Annotated in this window: 21 protein-coding genes; 9 read left to right on the top strand and 12 right to left on the bottom strand. The window is 43.1% G+C overall.

All coding sequences use genetic code 11. From position 1 onward, the window contains the following. Nucleotide 1 precedes the first annotated feature (1 nt). The 4 genes from BLT07_RS00725 to BLT07_RS00710 all read right to left on the bottom strand — a co-directional run bounded on the left by BLT07_RS00725 (nucleotide 2) and on the right by BLT07_RS00710 (nucleotide 2,997). Complete coding sequence (locus BLT07_RS00725; protein WP_091864742.1) at nucleotides 2–502, bottom strand: TM2 domain-containing protein; 501 nt, start codon at nucleotides 500–502, stop codon at nucleotides 2–4. Between the two features lie 127 nt (nucleotides 503–629). After that, nucleotides 630–1,571 carry a 2-hydroxyacid dehydrogenase gene (locus tag BLT07_RS00720; protein ID WP_091864740.1) on the bottom strand — a complete coding sequence of 314 codons (942 nt, stop codon included), beginning with the start codon at nucleotides 1,569–1,571 and terminating at the stop codon, nucleotides 630–632. Nucleotides 1,572–1,576: 5 nt separating this feature from the next. Further along, nucleotides 1,577–1,942 carry a cupin domain-containing protein gene (locus tag BLT07_RS00715; RefSeq protein WP_091864738.1) on the bottom strand — a complete coding sequence of 122 codons (366 nt, stop codon included), beginning with the start codon at nucleotides 1,940–1,942 and terminating at the stop codon, nucleotides 1,577–1,579. A 77-nt stretch (nucleotides 1,943–2,019) separates the two neighbouring features. Further along, entirely contained in the window at nucleotides 2,020–2,997 is a 978-nt protein-coding gene (locus tag BLT07_RS00710; protein WP_091864737.1) for a LuxE/PaaK family acyltransferase, read from the bottom strand. A gap of 252 nt (nucleotides 2,998–3,249) precedes the next feature. Here BLT07_RS00710 and BLT07_RS00705 point away from each other — a divergent pair, with 252 nt between their 5' ends. Next, nucleotides 3,250–3,681, top strand: coding sequence for an FKBP-type peptidyl-prolyl cis-trans isomerase (locus tag BLT07_RS00705; protein WP_091864735.1), 432 nt, complete (start codon nucleotides 3,250–3,252; stop codon nucleotides 3,679–3,681). 132 nt (nucleotides 3,682–3,813) lie between these two features. Here BLT07_RS00705 and BLT07_RS00700 read toward each other — a convergent pair whose 3' ends face one another. Together BLT07_RS00700 and BLT07_RS00695 are read right to left on the bottom strand one after the other, a co-directional pair. Beyond that, nucleotides 3,814–4,137 (bottom strand): T9SS type A sorting domain-containing protein, encoded by a 324-nt coding sequence (locus tag BLT07_RS00700; RefSeq protein WP_091864734.1) that lies wholly within the window; start codon nucleotides 4,135–4,137, stop codon nucleotides 3,814–3,816. A 242-nt stretch (nucleotides 4,138–4,379) separates the two neighbouring features. Further along, nucleotides 4,380–4,688 carry a T9SS type A sorting domain-containing protein gene (locus BLT07_RS00695; RefSeq protein WP_091864732.1) on the bottom strand — a complete coding sequence of 103 codons (309 nt, stop codon included), beginning with the start codon at nucleotides 4,686–4,688 and terminating at the stop codon, nucleotides 4,380–4,382. Nucleotides 4,689–4,951: 263 nt separating this feature from the next. Between BLT07_RS00695 and BLT07_RS00690 the strand changes: the two genes are divergently transcribed. Beyond that, nucleotides 4,952–5,314, top strand: coding sequence for a toxin-antitoxin system YwqK family antitoxin (locus tag BLT07_RS00690; protein WP_091864730.1), 363 nt, complete (start codon nucleotides 4,952–4,954; stop codon nucleotides 5,312–5,314). A gap of 85 nt (nucleotides 5,315–5,399) precedes the next feature. Here the strand turns inward: BLT07_RS00690 and BLT07_RS00685 are convergent, their stop codons facing one another. The 3 genes from BLT07_RS00685 to BLT07_RS00675 all read right to left on the bottom strand — a co-directional run bounded on the left by BLT07_RS00685 (nucleotide 5,400) and on the right by BLT07_RS00675 (nucleotide 10,251). Next, nucleotides 5,400–5,789, bottom strand: a complete 390-nt coding sequence (locus BLT07_RS00685; RefSeq protein WP_091864728.1) for a carboxypeptidase-like regulatory domain-containing protein — start codon at nucleotides 5,787–5,789, stop codon at nucleotides 5,400–5,402. Nucleotides 5,790–5,917: 128 nt separating this feature from the next. Next, on the bottom strand, nucleotides 5,918–8,746 hold the full coding sequence (locus BLT07_RS00680) for a TonB-dependent receptor (protein ID WP_091864727.1): 2,829 nt from the start codon (nucleotides 8,744–8,746) through the stop codon (nucleotides 5,918–5,920). A 92-nt stretch (nucleotides 8,747–8,838) separates the two neighbouring features. Continuing rightward, the gene (locus tag BLT07_RS00675) at nucleotides 8,839–10,251 is read right to left on the bottom strand and encodes a hypothetical protein (protein ID WP_091865553.1); all 1,413 of its coding nucleotides are present in this window, start codon (nucleotides 10,249–10,251) and stop codon (nucleotides 8,839–8,841) included. A gap of 215 nt (nucleotides 10,252–10,466) precedes the next feature. Between BLT07_RS00675 and BLT07_RS00670 the strand changes: the two genes are divergently transcribed. From BLT07_RS00670 to BLT07_RS00650, 5 genes are all read left to right on the top strand, one after another. Next, a complete protein-coding gene (locus BLT07_RS00670) occupies nucleotides 10,467–11,153 on the top strand; it encodes a response regulator transcription factor (protein WP_091864724.1) in 687 nt (228 codons plus the stop codon). After that, a complete protein-coding gene (locus BLT07_RS00665) occupies nucleotides 11,153–12,211 on the top strand; it encodes a sensor histidine kinase (RefSeq protein ID WP_091864722.1) in 1,059 nt (352 codons plus the stop codon). The genes BLT07_RS00670 and BLT07_RS00665 overlap by 1 nt, the downstream gene beginning before the upstream one ends. A 179-nt stretch (nucleotides 12,212–12,390) precedes the next feature. Continuing rightward, nucleotides 12,391–13,056, top strand: coding sequence for a tRNA (guanosine(46)-N7)-methyltransferase TrmB (trmB, locus tag BLT07_RS00660; protein ID WP_091864720.1), 666 nt, complete (start codon nucleotides 12,391–12,393; stop codon nucleotides 13,054–13,056). Between the two features lie 84 nt (nucleotides 13,057–13,140). Further along, entirely contained in the window at nucleotides 13,141–13,767 is a 627-nt protein-coding gene (locus BLT07_RS00655) for a LysE family transporter (protein ID WP_091864718.1), read from the top strand. Between the two features lie 9 nt (nucleotides 13,768–13,776). Then, nucleotides 13,777–14,115 (top strand): MGMT family protein, encoded by a 339-nt coding sequence (locus BLT07_RS00650; protein ID WP_091864717.1) that lies wholly within the window; start codon nucleotides 13,777–13,779, stop codon nucleotides 14,113–14,115. Between the two features lie 45 nt (nucleotides 14,116–14,160). Here the strand turns inward: BLT07_RS00650 and BLT07_RS00645 are convergent, their stop codons facing one another. From BLT07_RS00645 to BLT07_RS00635, 3 genes are all read right to left on the bottom strand, one after another. Next, a complete protein-coding gene (locus tag BLT07_RS00645; protein ID WP_091864715.1) occupies nucleotides 14,161–15,552 on the bottom strand; it encodes a sensor histidine kinase in 1,392 nt (463 codons plus the stop codon). 8 nt (nucleotides 15,553–15,560) lie between these two features. Beyond that, a complete protein-coding gene (locus BLT07_RS00640) occupies nucleotides 15,561–15,911 on the bottom strand; it encodes a DUF2834 domain-containing protein (RefSeq protein WP_091864714.1) in 351 nt (116 codons plus the stop codon). A gap of 116 nt (nucleotides 15,912–16,027) precedes the next feature. Beyond that, nucleotides 16,028–17,389 carry a sigma-54-dependent transcriptional regulator gene (locus BLT07_RS00635; RefSeq protein WP_091864712.1) on the bottom strand — a complete coding sequence of 454 codons (1,362 nt, stop codon included), beginning with the start codon at nucleotides 17,387–17,389 and terminating at the stop codon, nucleotides 16,028–16,030. 296 nt (nucleotides 17,390–17,685) lie between these two features. On the opposite strand from BLT07_RS00635, the gene BLT07_RS00630 reads away from it, so the two are divergent. Both BLT07_RS00630 and BLT07_RS00625 read left to right on the top strand, forming a co-directional pair. Beyond that, nucleotides 17,686–19,032 carry a TolC family protein gene (locus BLT07_RS00630; RefSeq protein ID WP_091864710.1) on the top strand — a complete coding sequence of 449 codons (1,347 nt, stop codon included), beginning with the start codon at nucleotides 17,686–17,688 and terminating at the stop codon, nucleotides 19,030–19,032. A 157-nt stretch (nucleotides 19,033–19,189) separates the two neighbouring features. Then, the gene (locus BLT07_RS00625; RefSeq protein ID WP_091864708.1) at nucleotides 19,190–20,440 is read left to right on the top strand and encodes an efflux RND transporter periplasmic adaptor subunit; all 1,251 of its coding nucleotides are present in this window, start codon (nucleotides 19,190–19,192) and stop codon (nucleotides 20,438–20,440) included. The last annotated feature ends 189 nt before the right edge of the window (nucleotides 20,441–20,629 follow it).

Here is a 20,629-nt window from a genome sequence, read left to right as displayed (position 1 = left end):
ATTAAAACCAAGGCTTTTTCCCTACTTGATAGGTGTTATAGAATTCTTCGTCCGTTTTGGTTAGATAAATGATGCCTTCGATAAGACCGACCAAACCAGTTGCCATAACAAAGAAAAAACCAATTCCAACACACATTAATACATAACCGATAACCGTGGCGACCAATAAGATGATACCTTCTTTTTGATATCCCAAGATAAATTTATGGATGCCTAGCGACCCGAGTACAATGGCTAAAATACCAGCCAGTATCTTTTTATTCTCCTTACTTCCCCCTGCAAACGCCTCTTTGGCCCCCTCACTAAATTCATTCGCCGTTTTTTTGGCGCCTTCCCCGAATCCGTTGGCGACCTTTTTGGTGTCCTCGCTGAATTGCTTCGTAGATTCTTTGGCCTTTTCGAATTCCGATTGGGCTTTTTCGCCAAACTCGCTTGATTTCTTGTGGTCTTTGTCGAAAGACCCTTCCGAGCCTTCACCGAATTTTTTATCCTCGTCTGACATGTAAACAGTTTTTAGGTTGTACCACTAAATGTAGCAAATATTAAGTTATCTGAACGATGCCGATTGAGAATTTATTTTTGAATGTACAATTGAGAACGAAGTATGTAGATGGAAAACTTAATAAATGTCAACAGAACTCCGCCTTAATTTTATCAACAATGGTCTGCGCCAGCTTTTCAAGGCTTTCTAAGGTCCAACCGGCCACATGCGGGGAGAGAATGACATTTTCCGCTTTGATCAGATATTCAAAAGCTTCCGGGAGCTTGCGGTCGGCGAACATATTTTCGAAAGATGATTTTTCATATTCCAACACATCTAATCCTGCGCCTAAAATCTTGCCCGATTTTAGGGCAGCAACCAAATCCTCGGTCACGACACATTTACCGCGAGCCGTATTCAAGAGCCATAACGGATTTTGGAACTTACTAATGAATTCCGAATTTATCATATCAATTGTACTATCCGTCTGCGGAATATGAAGACTCAAAACATCGGTGCGGTTCTGAAGTTCCATAATTCCCACCTGTCGTGCATTTTCGTCTCCGACGCCCCCTTTGATATCGTAACAGATAACTTGGTCGACATCAAAGCCTCGCAATTTTTTGGCAAACGCCTTGCCCATGTTTCCGTAGCCGATGATGCCTACGGTTTTCCCTTCCAGTTCTACCCCACGATTGCCCTCGCGGTCCCACTTTCCGGAACGTACTTCCCGATCGGCCTTGTTGAGCTTGTTAAAAAGCGTTAACAACATACCCACCGCATGTTCGCCCACCGCATTTCGATTACCTTCTGGGGCCGCGGCCAAGAAGATGCCGTTCGCTTCGGCATGTCTGACGTCGATATTTTCGAGACCTGCTCCCAAGCGTCCTATAAATTTTAGATTATCCGCTTTATTCAAAAACTCGCTATCGATACTAAATCGGCTTCGGATAATCAGGCCATCGTATGCACTGATCTTTTCTTCTATCTCCTGCTTCGAAGAAGTGTAATCGACATCGTTCTGAAAGCCGAGTTCGGCAAATTGTTCGATGATTAACGGATGGTTTCGGTCTACGTGTAATATTTTCATGAATACTAGATCTTCGGGTATTGGGTTTGTGTCAGCTCATGGGCCAAATTGCCGGTATGCGCCGTAGTCAATTTTTCAAATAACAAAAGCTGGACTTCTTCGCCGTTTTTGGTCGACGGACAATGTTCGACCCCTTTGGGTACGACAATAATCTCGCCCTCGTTAACTATTTCGGTGCGGTCACGGAACTGCATGTACAGGGTACCCTTCAATACCTGAAAAAGTTCGTCTTCATTTTCGTGGGCGTGCCATACGAACTCCCCCTGAATTTTGGCCAGAAGTACTTGCATATCGTCTACGACGGCAATCTGGTGTGGATGCCATCGTTTGTTGAAGGCAGCGTGCTTTTCCTTTAAGTTGATGGGCTTCATTCGGTACTCTTTTTTTGGAGGAAGCAAAGGTACGAAGCTTTTTTCCAGGAATTGTTGCTTTTAAAGGCTGGGATGATTTATAGCACCATCAAATTGCACCCTCTTACATCTGAATTATCGAAACGGCCGAGTATCTCAAAAGTACCGTCCTTATGCAGTTTTCCCAAATCTTGTGTGGCTACAAAGGCACAGGAATTGATGTTGGCTAAGTCGATAATATTCATTCCGCCAGTCTTTCCCACGGGCTGATAGCTCATAGGGTCTTCGGTATCTCGGACCATAATTTTCATCCAAGGTGGGGTTTCGAAGTTTCCGTTTCCTTTGGAGTAGGCCTGGGATAACAACTCGGTCATACCGTATTCCGAGTGGATGTAGGAAACCCCGAACCCGGATTTTAAGATTTGGTGCAGTTCTTCCCGAATCAACTCCTTTCTTCGGCCTTTCATTCCGCCGGTTTCCATGATGACGGTATTTTGCAGTTTTATCGGATGCTTTTCTACCATATCCAATAAAGCGAAAGATACACCGATCAAGAGTGTTTTTGTGCCCGCTGCCTCGAGTTGCGTCAGCTGGTTTTCTAATCCTTCCAGGTCATCCAGATAAAATCCGCTTTTTTTATGTCCGCTTTTACGGATCAGATGGTCGACCATGTAAATCAGCGAAGAGCCTTCCCGCTCAAGATATGAGGGGAGCAGGGCCAACACGCAGTACTCCTCGATATTTCCGTAAAAATGGGCAAAAGCTTTTTGAAAGCTCTTTTCATACACCCCAATATCACTTACCAGATGCTTGCTGGTTATACTTCCCGTGGTACCGCTACTAGTGAAAATAATTTCACTTTTCTTTTCTTCGGATATAATTTCCATGGTTTTAAAAAAGCCGATGGGTAAAAAAGGGATGTCGGTCAGTTGAAGAACATTGGCAGTGGTTGCATCCAAATACCCACAAAATTCACGATAAATAGGATTTTCGGCATATTGCATCCTAAAAATTGCCAGGGCCATTTTTTCGAAATCCGTCGTCGTGCTGATGTCAAAAATACTATCGGTTTGCATATCCTCTAAAAACAACGTAAAAGTAACGATATCCGTTATCGAAAAAAACCAACTGCCCTTGAAACCTCGGTCAATTCTGTTAATCCTTTTAACCTTTAGACTTGATGGATGTTAATCTTTATTAAATTAGGGCTTAAACTACCCTGTCATTTGGCTATGCCCCGTAGACCTTTTACATTGCGTAACTGGTTTGCGGATGAAGCAAGCCTTACTGTAAAATGAGGCCATTAGGGCTTCGACAAAAAGCAAAGTATGAGTCAAGTAAAAAAAGACGACACCGTAAAAGTACATTACACTGGAAAGTTGGAAGACGGTCAGGTATTCGACAGTTCTATTGAGCGTGGCGAACCCATCAAAGTTACGATAGGCCAAGGCGAATTGATCCCGGGTTTCGAAAAGGGACTTATCGATATGAAGGTCAAGGAAAAGAAAACGATAAACATATCTAAGGAGGATGCTTATGGAGATACTCGCGAAGAGTTGGTACAAGAAGTGCCCAAAAGTCAGTTGCCCGAGGATATCAAGCCCGAGGTTGGCATGGGATTAGTATCTAAAACCCAGAATGGTCAGGATATCAATCTAGTAGTAAAGGATGTCAAGGAAGATAGTATCGTTGTCGATGGCAATCATCCATTGGCCGGTAAAGATTTGACTTTTGAACTGGAAGTGGTCGAGATAATGTAGGAACGATTTTCAGTAACCTATAAAAGCACCTTTCAGTGAAGGGTGCTTTTTTTTATGCCTAAAAATCAGGTCATTATTTAAAAATTAGAAGTCAATGGAGCCGATAACCAAAAAAAAGCGACAATTTTCAAACTATTTCACTACCAATTTTCGTGTCACCGTGTTCTGGCCTTCATCGAGCTGTAGTACGTATACGCCGGGTACGAGACGCGAAATATCCAGAGTTTTCCCTGTAATTTTATCGGTTAGTACCACTTCGCCGAAAACATCGTAAACAGTAATGCGTTTATCGGCATTGGCTTTAGTGAGAAGATGGACTACCCCTTCGAATGCGGGGTTCGGATAGAGTTTGACCTCCGAAATTTCTTTGGTAGTCCCGTTTTGAAAATCAAGGGATGTTTGAGCGGAAAGCGCAACCGTGAGGAACATGAAAAGTGCAAAGTAGAGTATTTTCATAGGTGTTGATTTGGGAATCAAGGGACTCATTGCGAGTTCAGTACGTAAAAATAACGAAAGGTTTTACGCACACTGTGAAAATGTTGTGAAACCCGATAAATTGTAGGTGAAAAGAATTCGGGGGTATCTTCAACGGAGTTATCTGCACATTATCGGATGTGGAAATCGGAGATAAACAGTAGAACGGCCTAAAATTTGAAAACTATTATTGAACGATTGTTGGCAGTCAAACGTAGCTAAAACTATTTTACGATAAGCTTTCTGGTAGCCATTTTATTGTTCTGGAATACCCGCAGCACATAAACACCAGCATCGAGTTCGGAAATCAACAGTTCGTTACCGGAAATACTGGTTTCGAGCACTTGGGTGCCCAACACATCGTAAATAGAAATTTGTTTTGGGGAATTCTCGGTAGTGCTTATAAAGACCCTACCGTCCGTAACGGGATTCGGGTAAAGCTTAAACCCGTCGATATCGCCATTGGCCGGGGCGTTTTGCCCATAGCTATAGCAGATACATAATAAAGCAATAACAAGGTAGAGGTGCTTCATAAGCTGTTTTATTCAAAAAACATACCACAAATATAATAATTTTGATTGCAGTACGTTACGACGTTTGTGTAAATGGTATGGAAATTCGGTTGAAATATGTTTTAAATGCCAAATTCACGTATGTGGCAACGTATTATTTCATGGTTTTAAGTTTAACTCCGGAATAGCAGAATACGGTTCAAAACATTCTCAATGTAAATTTAATGTAAATCAAAGATGTTTTTAATGTAAATTGCAGTATCTTTAAACATAAAGTGTTGATTATGAAAATTATTACCGTACTTCTAGCCCTAGTTCTGACTACTACCTTTGGATATTCCCAAAAGGAAAAGAATTTAAAGTTAAACAAGGTAACCAATTTGATAGAGGCGACCTATTTCTATGAGAATGGGCAGGTAAGCCAAATGGGAACCTTCAATTTGGCGGGCAAATTGGAGGGTAATTGGACCAGTTTTAACGAAACGGGACAAAAAACATCGGTAGGATCTTATGAGAACGGACTAAAAACAGGAAAATGGCTGTTTTGGGACAATGATAAAACATTGCGGGAAGTCGTGTTCGACAATAATGATATTGCCAGTGTGGCAAATACCAAGAACAGTTCGGGAATTGTCATCAAAAATTGATTGCTATCAAATATTAAAAAACTTCCGCCCTAGGGCGGAAGTTTTTTTGCAAGTTTATGAAATACCTTTCAACTCATAAATTAAACTATTTTTCCGCATTCGCATTTAGTTCCTCGCCATTTTTGGTTCTGATCTCGCTCAGCAACTCCGCATCCAAGCTTATACTCTTTGGCGAAAGGCCTTGCTCAATTTTTATCGTATGGTTGGTAGACACAATTACGGGGATTTCGACGGTATCATATCCCGCAAAACTTAGCATAAGCACATAAGAGCCAGAATCAATACCTGTAATCTCAAAATTACCGTTAAAATTCGTGTGTCTGGCAATATTGGTGTTTTTTACCGCAACATTGGCCATCAACATTGGCTCCCCATTTTGCCCCAAATCGGTAATCTTACCCAAAATTGCGCCCCCATTTTGGGCAGCAATAAAGGCAGTATTGGCAAGAAAGGCAATCAACAAAAGCTTTTTCATCTAAATCATTCCGTTTTCACTGCAAAGAAACTACCGAAACGTAAAGTTAAGGTTATGTGTAGATTAAGATAGGGAATGGCTATAACCTTTCGAAAGTTAATCGGTAGTAGCAATAACAATAATTTTAACTAAAATTTGATGCTATACCCTAATGAAAAATCGGTTCCCGGGCTTCTTATGGAAAAAATCTGTTTCTGCGCTCTAAAAGATTCGTACTGACTCTCTACATCATCTTTCAAAATATTACCGACTTTTAAAATTATATTCTGGTTCTGATTTTCACCGAACGATTTTGTCAAATTAAAATTTAGGTTATTATAGGGCATTGTGTATACGTCAGGAACAAAACCGTTGCCCACCACCTGAAGGGTTTTGCCCTGTACGTTATAAAAAAGTCCCATTTGAAGTCTGTTTTCTTGCCCTTGATAATTGAGGCCGGCATTTATTAGGAATGGCGACTGACCTTGAAGTTCCCTATCATTTCCCAAAGTTTCCCCATTGCGCAGTCCCAACTGCCTTAAATTGAGCTCGCTCTCGCTATAAACCTGTGTTGACTTTATAATCGAAGTGTTTATGTTGATACTCAGATTTTTCAGGGCGGTCGCCAAAAACCTAAGGTTTTTGCGCAGTTCGAACTCCAATCCAACTACGTTCGCATCGCCTAGATTTCGTGGGGTAAAATTGTCCGAAGAGGCTTCAAAATAGGTTAGTTCTATGGGATCTTGAAATTTTTTGTAAAAACTGCTCAATGCAATCATCTCGGAACTTTTGCCGAACCATTCGATCCTAAAATCGAAGTTATTGACATAGGTCGGCTCCAAATCAATGTTCCCTATAAAAGTAAAACTTGATAAGGGGTCGAAAATTTTAGCGATGGAAGCTTCTTTAAAAGAAGGTCTTGCCGTGGTCCTCGAATAAGAGCCCCTCAAATTAATTTCATCGGTCATTTCATAGATAAGGTTGGCGGTCGGAAAAAAGTCGAACTTATCGATTAGGGTCTGATTGTCAAAAATCACTTTTTGAGGGTCGTCGATGTCTTTATTGTCTTCACCGGTATATTTGGAGGTGAATTTCTCCATACGTAGACCTAATATAGTCCTTAACTTGTTTCCTATTTTGAATTCGTTGCTCGCATAAGCCGCCAAGTTCTGTTGAGTAGCCCCATAGGTGTTTGCAGGTTCCGCTATTGAAACATCGGGATCGATAAATGAGCCGGAATTGTTGGCAACCGTCCATAAATTTTCCTCATTTAGAATGTTATCGGCAATCCCTTCATATACCGTTGTATTCTTATTGCTTTGAATCTCAAAGTTAAAAATACTGAAATCACGTTTTTTATAGGAGCCATAGGCTCCGAACTGTAATTTGGCATCCTTTTTTGCCAATTGGTATTTTCTGGTAAAATCCAGTTTGCCAACGGCATCTACTTCTTCCAAGTCCCTCCAAATCCGTTTGGGCTGATTGTTTTGTTGTATGGAATATACGCCGTTGTCTGTTCTGAAGGCAGTGGTCCGAATATCTTTGTCCTGTATTTTTGATAAGGTTGGCGATAATGACCATTCCGTAGTCCACGAGGCATCGTCATTGGTATGTATGGCGTTCAGCAGTGCATTGGAAATAGACCTTTGGGTGTATTCAAGGTTATCTTTCTTATATTCGATAAAATCGGCAAAATTTAGAATTTGATCAAAAAGTCCAGCCGAGGACTGCCCATTCTGTAGATGTAGGAGGTTCAGTTTGTACTTCGATTTTGCCGTTTTAAAAGAGGTGCCCAAAAGCCCGCTTAACAGAACATTGTTACTGCCAAGATCACCTTTCTGTGTTCTGTCAACCGCCAGTTCGTAAACCGATTTGTCGGAATCGCGCCTATAAAAGTTATTTTCTGCGCTTTGATAAAAATCGGTGCTGTTCTTATAGGAAAAAGATCCTAAAAAGCCCAATCTATTTTCGCCCTCTCCTACGTTATATTGGTTACCGGCGGTAAAGCCAAAACTATAATCCATCAAGCTTTTATCACGAATGGCCGAGAGCTCCGGGTTGAACCGTTTAGTAATGGTAGTAAGCCTAGGGTCGAAATCAAAGGTATTGGGTACATCTTGATTTTTGTTGATCGGCACATCGCGCGTTCCATCGTCAAATGCCAAAAAATCGGTACCGCTTCCTTTATAGTCCAGATAGTTATCATTAAAATGCATGTCGGGATTATATGTACCACTTACAGAAAGGCTGTATTCCTTTTGGGTAGGATAGTCTTTGGTAACAATATTTACCATGCCGCCCGTAAAGTCTGCTGGCAGGTCGGCCGATGCCGATTTTAGCACCAGCACATTATCGATGATATTGGTGGGAAATATGTCCAACTGAATGGTATTTCTATCAGGGTCCAAACCCGGAATATCGACCCCGTTGAGAATAGACTTGGTGTAACGGTCGCCCAAGCCCCTTACATATACATATTTGCCGCCTTGCACCGATACGCCAGGAACACTTTTAATGGCACTGGCCACATCGCTTGACCCCGATTTTTTGAACGCCTCCGCCGATAGCCCGTCCAAAAGGTTTACGGCTTTCTTCTGGATTCCAAGTACGGCGGTTTCCGTATTCTTTTTAACGCTCACGGTAACCACGACTTCGTCCAAATTTTCTGCCAATGGTTCCATCGTAACATCTACCGTTGTTACTGCCCCGTCCTTGACCAGAACTTCGGTAATCTCTACAGTTTTGTAGCCCAAATAGGAATATGATAGGGTGTAAGTGCCTGCATCCAGATTTAGGGAATATTTACCATCAAAATCTGAAGTGGTACCTGTTGTCGTGCCTTTGACCAAAACATTGGCAAAGGCAATCGGATCTTGAAAATCGGAATCTATTAATTTACCCGTTAGCTCTCCTTTTTGGGCAAAAGCCAAATGAACGAATGAAAAAATAAAAACTGATAGTATTAATTTGATCTTCATATTTAAGGGTATTGCGTCTTAATAAACCAAATGCCCGCCAAAGAAGTCTGGCGGGCAATGGCAATATATTTATATTTAATACTTTGCCTAGGTTAAAGTCCGAGTCCGGCCTTGGTATTCGCGTAGGTCCAAGCGAAAACCGATAGGTCCGCACCTACTGTTTGGCTGCCTTCCGTTACCATTTTGGTCCATGTATTGGCCCTTGTTAACAGATCTGGATTTACTATAATGGGACTTTCGCCATCTGGCACTGAAGGGGCTTCCGCAAAAATGGAACCATCAAAGCCAACGATTTGCCAATCTGTGAACACCAATAACCCGTCCATTAAGTTTTGCGCTACCTGATTGCTGCTCAATTGTGCTTTTTTATCGGCAGGGAAACCAATAGCATAAACATTTTCGGTAGTGCCCATGGCATTACTTCTGTAATCGGCGTATTTTCCACCGGGGGCGATCGCATTACCAAAAAGTGTTATGTTCTTTACCGTGAACGAACCGGTGAGAGATCCTTCCGGACCATCAATCTCAAGACCATTATCTGACTCGTCGCCATCTACGACCACTCCGTTGTCAATGGTACCAGAATATGCTTGGTCGATATCAAGCCCGTCGTCGGCCTGTGCCCAGATAAAAAGGTTAGTAGCGTTTACGGTACCACCAAAAAACTCGATGCCGTCGTCAACGTTCGCAACTACTTCTATGTTATCGATAGTTGTACCCGAACCTACGGCGCCCAAGGTTAGTCCGTTAATTTCGTTCCCTTCCCCGATCAAGGCCCCGCCGTGGCGAATGGAAACATATTTTAATGTACCCGAATCGTCAGCGTCGTTCAGCGCTTCGCCAGGACCATATAGTCCAAAGGTATCCGTAGCGGGAATACCCTCTATCTGTATTTCGGTAACATCGCCCTTTAGCGAAGCCGAAGCCCTTCCCAATACAATAACACCACCCCAAAGACCCCTGTTGTTTTGGTCAAGGTTCGTGCCCATGGTCTGGCCAACGCCGATGTTATCGGATTCGGCAGTAAATACGATGGGTTTTTCGGCGGTTCCTTCGGCCATAATCTTGGAATCCCTTTGTACGATAAGGGCAGAGGCCAGGGAACCCGAACCTGGTTTCCCCTTTATAATAGTACCTGGTTCAATGGTGAGTGTCACTCCCTTGCCCACAACTACCTTACCTGCCAAAAGGTAAATGTTTTTGGCCATCCAAGTGGTATCGCCGGTAATTTCGCCGGAAACGGTAATAGTTTCGCTGCAAGAACCCCCGAAATCTACATCGGTTTCATCTCCGTTCTTAATGCCATCGTCGCAAGTTGCACCCGTAGTCGGGGGCGGGGTACAAGGTTGACAGTTTGGCCCGCCACAATCGATAGCGGTCTCGCCTTGGTTCATTACTCCATCGGCACAAGTGGCCAATGGTTCGATTACAACCGGGTCGTCTTTCTTACAGGATGAAATTACAACTGCCATTAAAACCATAATTGCAAACACTAATTTTTTCATTGTTTTCGTTTTTAATTTCATAATTATCGTTTGAGTTTAACGCTGTTATTGAACACTGCAAATAAAGAGTACCGCCGTAAAACCCACGTTACCCCCACATTAAACCTATATTGCAATACCGTTAGCTAAACGTTACGACATTAAATCAATGTTAAGTCGGTCTTCGATAGCGGTATTATCTTTATCTTCGACGGGTTAACCTATAGCAACATCCCATGAAAAAGAAAGACATCAAGATACTTTTAGTAGATGACGAACCCGACATTCTTGAGATCGTGGGTTATAACCTAACCTCGGAAGGCTATCAGGTCTTCACGGCAAAAAATGGGATAGAAGGGGTCGCCATGGCCAAAAAAAAGGAGCCGCACTTGATCATTCTCGATGTAATGATGCCGGAAATGGATGGTATGGAGGCCTGCGAGAAAATACGCAAGATCAAGGGACTCGAAAATACCATCATCACTTTTCTGACGGCGCGGGGCGAAGACTATTCCCAAGTGGCCGGTCTTGACGCAGGGGCAGATGACTACATTAACAAACCGATCAGGCCAAAGGTTCTGGTAAGTAAAGTAAAGGCCCTGCTTAGAAGGCTCAAGGAAGATGACGGAACGCAAGACGATATTACCAAGGTCGGCGATATTGTCATCAATCGAGAGGAATATAAAATCGTAAACCGTGGCAAAGAGCTCATCTTGCCGAGAAAGGAATTCGAACTATTGGCCCTTTTGACCTCTAAGCCCAATAAGGTGTTCAAACGCGAAACCATTTTAGATCGCGTTTGGGGCAGTGAAGTGGTCGTAGGTGGTCGCACCATAGACGTTCATATTCGCAAGCTGCGCGAAAAAATCGGGTCAGCCCATTTCAAGACGGTCAAAGGGGTAGGATATAAGTTCGTGTTGTAATGGCCATCAAGCTAAAACGATCCTATCGGTTCGCCCTGCGGTCCTCCCTTTTTATAGCGTCGGTTTTCGCCTTGGTCTTGGGCACGCTACTCTTCTTTTTCGACACTTTCGATCTTTTGATCGTTGTGCTATCCACAGTACTACTTTTTTTAATATCCTTTTTCATTCTTCAGGTACGCATAGAAAAATTTATTTACCGGAAGATAAAACAGATCTATGACGATTTTGCCCTTTTGGAATCTTCGACCTTAACTTCCGACCCGATTACGACCGATATGCGCACGCTGACCGAAGAACTCGAAAAGTTCGCCAAAGACAAGAAGGTTGAAATCGATACCCTAAAGGTGCGCGAAGAATATAGGAAGGATTTTTTGGGGAATGTCTCGCACGAACTCAAGACCCCACTATTTACCGTTCAAGGCTATATCGAAACCTTGTTGGATGGTGCGATGAACGATAAGAATGTGCGCAAAAAATACCTGCAACGCGCCAGTAAAGGGGTGGATAGGCTCATATATATAATAAAGGACCTTGACCTGATCACAAAGCTGGAAGTCGGCGAACTCCATTTGGAAAAAGAAAATTTCGACATCGTAGAGTTGATCCAAAGTGTCTTCGACCTGTTGGAAATGAAAGCGGAAAAAAAGAACATCGTACTCACTTTTGATATGGACTATTCCCGGCCGATCCACGTGTATGCCGATAAGGAGAAGATACAGCGCGTCATTACGAACTTGCTGGTCAACTCCTTGAAATATGGTCGGCGCGACGGTACAACGGAAGTTAGTGTCGAAAACCTGATCAAAAACAAGGTGATTGTCAGGATCACCGACAACGGCGAAGGCATTCCGAAACGTTATATACCCCGTCTTTTCGAACGTTTCTACAGGGTCGACCAAAGCGGAAGCCGTAAAGAAGGAGGGTCAGGTCTAGGGCTTGCCATCGTAAAACACATCATCGAGGCCCACGAAGAAAAGATTTATGTCGAGAGTGAAATAGAGGTAGGGTCCGAGTTTTCGTTTACTTTGGAGAAGAGTAAGGTCAAGGTGAACCCATAGTTATTTCTTCACGTAAGTTTTCATTAATTTTACTGGTTGTTAGCACTTCGCTGATCGACCTGTGCTATATGCCCAATATTTATGCGCTTAGCGATTGGCGTGTGTCAAGCCTATTTTATGGAGTATGGCTAAAATTTTCCGCTCTGTAAATTTCAAGATAGAAATCGTAATATAAAGTAATGGGAAGCAAAAACAAGCTCAAAAGGTTCAAGGAAAACGAACAGTTTAAAAACGTTATCCAACCCGATAGGGATGCGGTCAAGAGCGGATTTTCCTACAAAGGAAACTGGGCGTCCCATTTTGGCAACGACCACCCCATAGTGCTCGAACTCGGCTGTGGTAAGGGCGAGTATACCGTAGGCCTCGCCCAACTCCATCCCGATAAAAACTTCATCGGCATAGACATAAAAGGGGCCCGTTTGTGGCGCGGCGCCAAGACTGCTTTAGAAGAAAAGCTTGAAAACGTAGCCTTTCTTCGTACCCAAATCGAAATGATAGACGCACTTTTCGCCGAAAACGAGGTATCCGAAATATGGATCACCTTTCCCGACCCCCAGATTAAATACAAGCGTACCAAACACCGCATGACGAATCGAGATTTTTTAGGGAAGTATAAGAAGATTCTGCGTCCAAAGGGTTTGATGCATTTAAAAACGGATAGTGAATTCATGCATGGCTATACGCTAGGATTATTGCACGGTCTGGGATTGGAAATCGTTTACGCCAATCACGACATCTACAAAAATGAGGGAAGTCCGAAAGAAGTTATTGGGCTACAGACTTTTTACGAAAAGCAGTACCTTGATAAAGGAAAGCCGATTACGTATATTCAGTTTAAAATATAGCTTTTTATACTAGCGGCCCAGTTTTTTTTTTGACTTAAACCTAATTTTAGATTTCATATTTAGAATATAACGCACGACTACGAAATGCACCATCTTTTCATCCTTTTCTTCGCCACGTTCTCGGCAGCGTTTATGGCCACGGTGCCACCTGGGCTGCTTAATATGAACGCAGCAAAGGTAAGTGTAGAGAAAGGGAAAACGAACGGTATCATTTTTAGCATCGGGGTGTCTACCATGATTATGTTGCAGGCGACCATTGCGGTCTATATTTCCAGATTTTTGGATAATAACCCTCATGTGATCGCCGTGCTGTTGAAAGTCGCCACGGTCGTTTTTGCTTTTTTCGCCGTGTATTTTTTTTGGGCCGCTAAACGGAATAAAGTTTCCAATCCCGAGTTGGTGAAAATCAGTAAGAAGAACAGTTTTTTAAAGGGTATAGGCTTAGCGGCTGTCAACCTATTGACCATTCCCTATTACAGCGGTCTCAATATTATGTGGAACGCCTCTGGGTGGATACAGTTTAAGGTCTGGGATATCGCCATTTTTATTTTGGCCGCCGGTCTGGGCACTTTTTCGGTGCTGTACATGTATACCATTTATTTTAACAAACTAGAACATAAGACCAATCGTTTTTCAAAGAACTCCAATTATATTTTAAGTGGATTGATGGTGGTTTTGTTAGTGATTACATTGATTCGGATAATTTATTGAATTTTTTACATGAATCCCGATAACAAAAATTTCTTCCAAAAAGTCTACGAAGTGGCCCGGCAGATTCCCGAGGGTAGGGTTACCTCGTATGGTGCCATTGCCAAATATCTCGGTGCCGCCCGTAGTGCCAGAATGGTCGGATGGGCCATGAACGGGGCTGGGAGTATGCCTGAAGTACCGGCACATCGCGTTGTGAATAAAATAGGATTGCTTACCGGAAAGCATCATTTTGATGGAACCAACCTGATGCAGCAGCTTTTGGAAAACGAGGGTATCAAAGTGGTCGATAACCAAATCGTGGATTTCGATAACTATTTTTGGGATCCGTTTAGGGAGCTTGGTGTCTAGATTTCTGTGGTTCTCCTTTGTTGGTTGTCCAGCGAGGTCAAACGCTCAATCAAAGGTCAACGTAAAAACCGTATTCTCTTTTGAGGCGGCTTCAATACTCCCCCCGTGCAATCGCATGATTTGTTTCGAAAGGCTAAGGCCGATACCCGTTCCGGTATTTTTGGTAGTGAAGAAAGGCACGAAAATTTCATCTAGATGTTCTTGGGGAATTCCAGGACCGTTGTCCCAGACCTTTACGATTTTCTTCCCCTTAGGGTCGATACCTGCCAAAAACTTGATTTGCCCCTTTTTTTCTGATTCGTCCGAGGATGCTTTATCCGGAGCAGCACTATTTTCTTGATGTCTTAAGGACTGCTGGGCGTTTTTCCCGAGGTTTAAAAGTACCTGTGTAATCTGTTTTTCGTCGATAAAAAGCTCCAGATCCCCGGGGTCGACAATGACTTCAATGTCGATTTGTTCCCAATCGCTATCCCCGCCCATCAAAAGCTTAATTTTTTCGAGCAGGTTTTGGGCAGCAATGAGCGCCTTTTCCGGCTCCGGTACACTAAGAAACGTACGGTATGACTGTACAAATCCCATCAGATCGTTACCTTGCCCCTTGATGACTTCCAAGCCTTTGATTGTGCTTTTCATATGGTGTTCGGCAAATTCATCGGGGGTCAACAACTGCCCATCCTTCTTGAAATATTTTAAAATGGATTCCGAAATCGAAGTGATCGGGGTAATTGTATTCATGATTTCATGGGTCAGTACACGGATCAATTTTACATACGAATCTGTTTCTTTTTCGTCGAGTTCCCTTCGGATATCCTGAACGACCACCAGTAACAACGATTCTTTTTCCAGGTTGATGGAGGTGGATTTCAACGCCAATTGTATCTTCTCCCGTTCGTTGGTCAACTGAAAAGTTTTGCTTTCAAAGGGTTCTAGGTTTTCAAACAACCCGTACAGTTTTTCGTCGACTTGGTTCAGTTGTTTGATGTGGTTTAGTGGTCGGTAATTCAACAGTTTCTCGACCGTGGGGTTGGCGTAAAGAATATGTCCCTTCGGATTGATGGTTAGGATACCGATATCGGCCTGTTTCAAGATTTCTTGATAATACTGCTCTTGCGCCTGCTTTTTAAGGTGGATGTCCTGAATCATCGCATTCAACATGTTCAGGCTGTGGTTCAGTTCTTCCAAGGATTTTACGCTTAGTTTTTCAGGAAACCGCAGGGTAAAATCCTCGTTTTTGATGGCATCGAAGAAGTACGCGATTTTCCGGTTGGTCTGGTTGACATAACGAATCAGAAAAACGGTTTGTAGCACTAAAAAACCAAATACAAGCACGGATAAAACATATTGCTCGTCAAAAAAGAGGAAGCCAGATCCCATGGCAGCAGCGGAGATAAGGAGTATCCGGAATATGAGTTGCCAATAAATGTGTCTGCTTACCATTATTCGGTTTAAACTATAGTATTAGCAGCTTCGTTCTGTATCTTTTCCAATCGGTTTTCCCGCATATATAAAAACAACGGAAACGTAAATGCAATTGCAATTAGAAACGTCAGGGGAATTAAAAGCCACCAAAATTTGATTTTAAGTCTTAGGCTTTCTGAAATCATAAATACAAAGAAAGTTATTACGACCACTGATAGATCCGCTCCAAGAGATTTGCCCGCAAAATTAGCCTGTGCATCATTCAAAAAATTTGTAAATGTGGGATTTTCTACTGTTTGAAACCATTGAATATTGTAATACCACGTATAACAAATTCCTAAAACTGATATTGCTAAATAGATATATTTGAATTTCATCTGGATTTATGGCTTATGACTTTATTCTTCTTTTTGTTTTATCTCATCATGCTTACCAAAGATTCATTTATCCTTCTCGCAAACAGCCTAAGATAGTCCAATTCATCTCCAAGGGCTTACTTTTTCTTTTTAAGCTTATTATAAAGTGTCTGCCTCGAAATCCCCAGTTGCTCGGCTGCCGCACTATAATTCCCCTCATTTTGATCCAAGGCTTTAGTTATCATCAACAGTTCCATTTCTTCCAAGGTTTCCGGACCGTTTGTTGCGGAAGTTGTCGATTTTGCATTTAAAAGAAAATCCTCTGGCTGTAGTAGGTTACCTTCGGATAGTATTACGGCTCGCTCCAAGGTATGCAAAAGTTCGCGGATGTTTCCAGGCCAGGCATAGGCCATCAGTCTTTCTTGTGCCGGTTGGTTGATGCGTAAGCCTGGTTTGGCATATTTTGCGGCGAATTTTTTAAGGTAGAAATCCGCCAACACCAGAATATCGTCTTCTCGTTCACGAAGCGGAGGCACTTCAATGCGGATGGTGTTGATGCGGTAGAGCAAATCTTCCCTAAAAAGTCCGTCCTTCACCATTTTATCCAGATTTTCGTTGGTGGCGCAAACCAAACGGATGTTTACGGGAATCGGTTTGTTCGATCCAACGCGAACGATGGTTTTGTTCTGTATGGCCGATAACAATTTGGCTTGGGCTTGAAGAGAAAGGTTCCCGATTTCATCCAAGAACAAGGTACCTCCGTTCGCCGCTTCAAATTTACCGGCGCGGTCTTCCTTTGCGTCCGTAAACGAACCTTTGGTGTGGCCGAAAAGTTCGCTTTCGAACAGATTTTCGGAGATGGAACCCATATCCACGGAAATAAACACCTCGTTGCTTCGCCCGGATAGTTTATGGAGTTCACGGGCGATAAGCTCTTTTCCAGTGCCGTTTTCGCCCGTTACCAGCACATTGACCTCCGTTTTCGCCACCTTGGCGGTGAGTTTTAAAACCTCTTTTAGTGCTTCCGAACTCCCGATGATGTGGTTGTTGCTCTGGTTGATGACCTGTTTAAGATTGCTCTCTTGGGCTTTGAGCAGGGAAACTTCCTTTTGTGATTTGCGTAGTTCGTAGGCCGATTTCACTGTGGCCAGCAGTTTGTCGTTGTTCCAAGGTTTAAGCACAAAATCCGCTGCACCTTCTTTCAGGGCTTTTACGGCCAAGTCTATGGCACCGTAGGCGGTCATCATAATCACCGAGATTTGGGGCGCTTTTTTACGGATTTCCCGAAGCCAAAAAATCCCTTCATTTCCGGTGTTCACCCCCGCGGAAAAATTCATGTCCAGCATCACGATATCGTAGGTATCCAAATCGGGAAAAGAGGATATCTGATTCGGATTTGAAATCGTCTTGACCGTCTGGTATTCGAACTGCAAGAGAATCTCCAAAGCGCTCAACACACTTTTGTTGTCGTCGATTACTAATAATTTTGCATCCAGCATCAATTAAAGTTTATTAACAGCCGTCATTGCGAGGAGCGCTTTAGCGACGTGGCCATATGTTGAGCCTCCAGCGTTTTAGGCTCAGCAGATTGCTGCGCTACGCTCGCAATGACGTTCTAAAACTACAATATCAAAATCGTTCCACATCCAAATCTGTCAACATATTTGACAACAAGTGTACATTTATTTTACACTTCAATGCCATCCCATATATAAAACTAAACGTAAAATACTTAAAATCAATGATTTGTATTTTTGGCACGCGAATCGCTTCTTTTTTGGCATACCTATAAACTATGAATCCAACTTTTAAAATAGCAATACTTTTTATAATCGCACTATCGATGCGGGTCCAGGCCCAAGAAAAATGGACCTTGGACGAATGCGTGGCCTATGCCTTGGAACACAATCTTCAGTTGAACGATTTCAAATATACGACCCAATCTGATCGGGAATCGTATCGGCAGTCCGTCAGGGACCTATTGCCAAGCGTCAATGCCTATTCCGAATATAACATTCGTTTCGGGCGTTCGATCGACCCCAATGACAACAGCATTATTACTACCGATTTTTTCTCCAATAATTACAACTTGAATGCCAACGTTGATTTGTTTCGCGGCTTTCAAAAGCTGAATACGATCAAGGCGACGAAATTTTTGTACAAGGCCACCCAGGAAGAGACGCTACAAGAAAAATATTTACTTGCGTTTCGGGTGATGCAGGCCTTTTATAACATCGAATTTTTTGAGGGATTGGTAGCCATATCCAAAGAACAATTGGCAGTTTCTCAATCGAACTACGACTTGGTGAAGCGACAGATAGAACTGGGCCTGAAGGCTGGGGCCGACCTTTATGAGGCCGAATCCTTGTTACTAACCGATAAATTGAACCTGACCCAAAGCAAAAATCAACTGGTCGCCGCACAATTAAAACTAATTCAAGAAATGAACCTTGAGGATGCCAAATCCATAACCATACAGCCCGAAATGGCCGAAGTGAAGGACGATACCAATATTTCCGAAGTACAGTCGGATTCGATTTTCACTGAAGCCAAAAATTTTATGCCTATCGTCAAGGCGCAAGAACTTCGGGCGGATGCCGCGCAAAAGCAAGTGGCGGCGGCCAGGGGCGAGCTTTTCCCTTCCATATCCCTTTTCGGAGGCTACGGAACCGGTTTTTATGAAACTACTAGGGATAGTTTGGGCGAGACGGTACCTTTTAGCGATCAGTTTCGTGATAATACGTTCCGGTTTGTAGGCCTAAGCTTAAATGTTCCCATCAGCAACGGGTGGTCGGGACGTTCAAAAATAAAACAGCAGAAAATCGCGCGATTAAGGGCCCAGAATAATTTGGATATACAAAAGCAGCAGCTTTATCAAACAGTTCAGACTTTGGTGCAGGACTATAATTCACTGGTCGTAGAGTACGAACAAAGTACCCAAAAGATGGAAGCCCAAGAACTGGCCTTTACCATCGCCCAAAAACGATACGAAAAAGGACTGATCAACGCCTTGGAACTTTTTCAGGCTAAAAACCTTTTTGCCAGTGCCCAAAATGAGAACTTGCAGGTACGCTTAAGTTCGGAGATTAATAAAAGTACATTGGACTTTTATCGGGGGCTACCGGTTTTTGACATAGAGTGATTTGGCGGGCGAAGCACGGCAAATTGTTGAAGCTTTGCAGAATGTTGAAAGGATTGTTTCGCTGGGATGGTTGAGTTTCGCAGAATGTTCAACAGATTACTTCGCTGCGCTCGTAATGCGTCAGGAATTAAAAAAAATAAGTAAAGAAATTTAAAAAATGGATATAAAACTAGAAAAGAAAAAAGGACTCCGCCCAAAACACTACGGCTACATTGCCTTGGGCCTACTCATACTTTTTGCGGGGTATCAACTGATATTTGCCAGTTCGGTATCGACTTTCCGCACGGAAAAGGACAAACTTTCGGTGGCGGAGGTCACCCAGGGCAAGTTCGACGATTACATCACCATCAACGGCAATGTGGCTCCGATCGCTACCATTTATATGGATGCCTATGAGGGCGGGCGAGTCGAGGAAAAGCTCATTGAAGAAGGTGCCATGGTCAAAAAGGGGGATATCATCCTAAAATTGGAGAATATCAGCTTATATGAACAGATTCTGCAGAGCGAGAGTAGCCTGGCCTTAAAGCAAAACGACCTGCGTTCCACTAAACTGACCTTTGATTCCCGTCAAGTGGAAGGTCGGAAAGCATTGGCAACTGCCAGTACGGAATTACAAAAGTTGAAACGGAATTTTGAACAAAATCAAGCCTTATATAAAGATGAACTGATTTCTAAGGAAGCGTATCAACTGTCTAAAGAAAATTATGAGCTATCGCAAAAACAATATGAAATCGTAAAAGTGCAGACAGACAACGATGACGAACTGAGGGAAACTTCCCTGCCGGTCTTGGAAACCGACTTGAACCGTATGCAAAAAACTCTCGGTATGGTCTACCAACGTTTAGACCACTTGAACGTTCGTGCTCCGGCCGACGGCCAGCTTGGCTTCTTGGATGCCGAGATTGGTCAGAGCATCGCACAGGGCGAACGTATCGGCCAGATCAATGTACTTACCGATTACAAAATCGAGGCGACCATCGATGAACATTATATCGACAGGGTTGTCCGTGACCTGACCGCTGTTCTAGATCGTAACGGGGAAGAGTATCCACTGCGCTTGCGAAAGGTATATCCTGAAGTGCGCAACGGCAAGTTCAAGGTCGATCTCGTCTTTACGGATAACAGGCCTGTGACCATCCGCACCGGACAGAGCTACAACATTAAATTGCAATTGGGCGAATCGAGCGATGCCCTATTACTCCCTAAAGGCAGCTTCTTTCAAAGCACTGGCGGTCAATGGATATTCGTCGTCGGCCCTGATGGCGAGGAAGCCCTAAAGCGAAACATCCGAATAGGAAAGCAGAATTCCCGATATTACGAAGTTTTGGAAGGCTTGCAGGCCGGGGAGAAGGTGATTACGAGTAATTATGATTCGTTCGGGGAGGCGGAGAAAATAGTTTTGAAGTAAACCATAAGGATGTCATATCAAGCACGGTCGAGATGCCTTTCGATAGAGAACTTAAAGGTATGACCGCGGCTGGTTGACCTGCAAGGTATGAGTGAGGCACGAGCGATCCTTTTAGGTCTAGAACGGGAAGTCAAAGCAACAGATATTTTATAAGATGTATAGAAAAAGTCAACAGATTGCTTCGCTTCG

Source organism: Pricia antarctica, from assembly GCF_900101815.1.
Classification (GTDB): Bacteria; Bacteroidota; Bacteroidia; order Flavobacteriales; family Flavobacteriaceae; genus Pricia; species Pricia antarctica.
This window is presented reverse-complemented; position numbering and strand designations above follow the sequence as displayed.